The organism is Bradyrhizobium guangdongense (genome assembly GCF_006483445.1).
GTDB classification, from domain to species: Bacteria; Pseudomonadota; Alphaproteobacteria; order Rhizobiales; family Xanthobacteraceae; genus Bradyrhizobium; species Bradyrhizobium guangdongense_A.
On the sequence record NZ_PPPT01000217.1, the window covers coordinates 1 to 1,736 of the forward strand.

A 1,736-nucleotide genomic window follows, 5' to 3' on the forward strand; every position below is an offset into this window, starting at 1 on the left:
GCGCGGTCGCGGCCTGCGCCTTAGAGAGAGAGCACGAATTCATCGTAACCGACATTCTGTTGCTTGAGCAGGCCGACCATCGTATCGAAGCTTGCGCGCATGCCATCCTTGGCATTGGGGTGACGCGCCTCTTCCTCGCACAGCGCCTTGTAGATCGGCTTGATGCGCTCGACCGGTGCGGAATCGGGTTTGCGGCGATTGGAATGATAGCCGATGATGTTGCCGCGTTCGTCGAATGTCGGCGTGACGTGGGCGAAGACCCAGTAATGACTGCCGTCCTTCGCCAGGTTGACGACGTAAGCGAAGATCTCCTGCTTGGTTTGGAGCGTGTCCCACAACAGCTTGAAGACGCAGCGCGGCATCTCGGGATGGCGGATCATGCTGTGGGGCGCCCCCATCAGCTCCTTCCAGGAGTATTTCGCCATGCGGAGGAAAATGTCGTTGGCGTAGGTGATGCGGCCCTTCAGGTCGGTCTTCGAGACGATCAGCTCCTCCTCACCGAGGAGATTTTCCACCCCTGTGGGACGTATCGCCTGCACCATCTTCGATCCTCGACAAGTCGGCGCTACGCCGCTGTAGCGCTCGCATCACCCTCGTTCTTACGGCAACAGTGTTAATCAGGCGTGAGTGGGGGTTCCCGCACGACGTGCGCACTCCTCCGTATGATTACTTATGGAATCTCGTCGCGTAGAATGAGCGCGCCACGAAGCCCGGTGTCGCGGCCGGCCGCATCGCGCAGCCGACAACAACATGATACCGATCTTCTGCCTGCAGTTGCAGCGACGGCGCGGCGCCTGCGCAGCGCGATTACATCGTCGCACCGAGCACCCAAGGCGCGAACTCGGCGCCGCCGAAACCGAGACTCTCGCTCTTGGTCGGCTGACCCGATGCGGTCTTCAGGATCAGATCGAAGATGCGCTTGCCGCATTCCTCGACGGTTTCGGAGCCCTCGAGGATGGTGCCGCAATTGACGTCCATGTCCTCTTCCATGCGCTGGTACATGGGCGTGTTGGTCGCAAGCTTGATCGACGGCGCGGGCTTGCAGCCGAACACGCTGCCGCGCCCGGTGGTGAAGCAGACGAGGTTGGCACCGCCGGCCACCTGGCCCGTTGCCGCGACCGGGTCGTAGCCGGGCGTGTCCATGAACACAAAGCCCTTCTTGGTGATGGCTTCGGCGTAGTTGAGCACGTCGACGAGATTGGTGGTGCCGGCCTTGGCCATCGCGCCGAGCGATTTTTCCAAAATGGTGGTGAGACCGCCGGCCTTGTTGCCGGGGCTCGGATTGGCGTTCATCTCGGCGCCTTCGCGGCTCGTGTACTCTTCCCACCAGCGCATCAGGCCGACGAGCTTTTCGCCGACCTCGCGGCTGACCGCGCGGCGCGTCAGCAGGTGCTCGGCGCCATAGGTCTCTGGTGTTTCCGACAGCACCACCGTCCCGCCATGGCGCACGATGAGATCGCTGGCAGCACCAAGCGCCGGGTTAGCCGACACGCCGGAATAGCCGTCGGAGCCGCCGCATTGCAGCGCCACCGTCAATTCGCTCGCCGGCACGGACTCTCGCTTGACCTTGTTGGCATCGGCCAGCGTCTCGCGCACGAAGGCAACGCCCGCCTCCATCGTCTTGCGGGTGCCGCCGACTTCCTGGATGTCCATCGCGCGCAGACGGCCGGCGAGTTTTTGCTCTTCCATGAGACCGCCGATCTGGTTCACCTCGCAACCGAGGCCGAGCACGATCA

2 protein-coding genes are annotated in these 1,736 nt (G+C 62.9%); both read right to left on the reverse strand.

The genetic code is table 11. From position 1 onward, the window contains the following. Positions 1–20: 20 nt before the first annotated feature. Positions 21–542 (reverse strand): PAS domain-containing protein, encoded by a 522-nt coding sequence (locus C2U70_RS28575; protein ID WP_140981977.1) that lies wholly within the window; start codon positions 540–542, stop codon positions 21–23. A gap of 265 nt (positions 543–807) precedes the next feature. Further along, the coding region (locus tag C2U70_RS28580; RefSeq protein ID WP_186294525.1) for a UxaA family hydrolase at positions 808–1,736 on the reverse strand (929 nt) is incomplete at its 5' end.

Excerpts from the sequence above, each read along its gene's own strand:
- C2U70_RS28575 (WP_140981977.1), bottom strand. The coding sequence starts at position 542 with ATGGTGCAGGCGATACGTCCCACAGGGGTGGAAAATCTCCTCGGTGAG.